This is a genomic window from Sphingomonas sp. 2378, assembly GCF_038084995.1.
Taxonomy (GTDB): domain Bacteria; phylum Pseudomonadota; class Alphaproteobacteria; order Sphingomonadales; family Sphingomonadaceae; genus Sphingomonas.
The window spans coordinates 1-1,030 of sequence record NZ_JAXCMJ010000109.1 but is presented as its reverse complement, the minus strand read 5'-3'; the positions used below and the strand labels follow the sequence as shown (position 1 = coordinate 1,030).

The 1,030-nt window shown below is 36.7% G+C and carries 1 pseudogene; it reads right to left on the bottom strand.

The annotated features are described in order from the left end of the window. Nucleotides 1-1,030: pseudogene (locus SM191_RS19490) on the bottom strand (IS3 family transposase); the annotation flags it as partial.

Here is a 1,030-nt window from a genome sequence, read left to right as displayed (position 1 = left end):
GGATTATAGTTGTTATAAAACTGTTCGATGTATTCAAAGCAAGAGAGTTGAACTTCTTGAATGGAGTGATAAGTTCTTCTGTTTATTTCCCGTTGTTTGAGGTACTTGAAAAAGGCCTCAGTGACAGCATTATCATAAGGATATCCAGGTTTGGAGTAAGAAGCAAGCAATTGATGCTCATCTAATATTTTTCTAAAGGAAGCTGATTTAAATTGGCTACCTTGATCCGAATGAAAAATGATTGGTTCCTTAGGCTTCCTCTTATTTATAGCCATCCCTAATGTGTCACAGGCAAGTTTAGCATCAATCCTGTCACTTACTTTCCAAGCAATACATTTTCTAGAGTAGAGGTCAAGGATGGCGCAGAGATAAACATGCCGTCTATGTCCTATAGAAATATAAGTGAAATCAGTTGTCCATACTTGATTCGGGGACTTAGGATTAAATTCTTGTTTAAGGAGATTATCAGAAGAAAATGCAGGAGAGTGTTTTGATTTAACTCTAGGTTTAATCGTTGACATTTTAGGGAGTGTCATAGACTTGAGAAGTCTTAAGATACGCCCCTCAGAAATATTAACGCCATAATCACGCAGGAGAATAATTTTAAAAGCTCTCGTTCCAATTCTTTTCTTGGCTTTCATATAAATCTCAAGGAGTAATTTTCTCAAGCGTTGATTTTCTATTTCACGTTTTGAGGGCTTCTTGTTTATGAAGTTATAGTAGGTGGAACGATTGACATGTAAAACACGACAGAGCATAACTGTCGTGTGTTCAAATCGGAGTCTATAGACTGCTTTTAATCTCACTTGGAGTTTTGCATGAATATGGCACTTGCTTTTTTTAAGATAAGATTTTCTTCTTCGAGTTGGGCATTCCTTTTTTGTAATTCTTGAATCTGTTTAGCAGTCAAGACCGTATTATCTTCAAGACGAACTTGAGAGTACTGCTTGATCCATTTTGCAAGTGCAGAAGGGGAGACACCATAGTCTTTACAGAGTTCGGATTGAGTTTTACCTGTTTGGTAGAGATT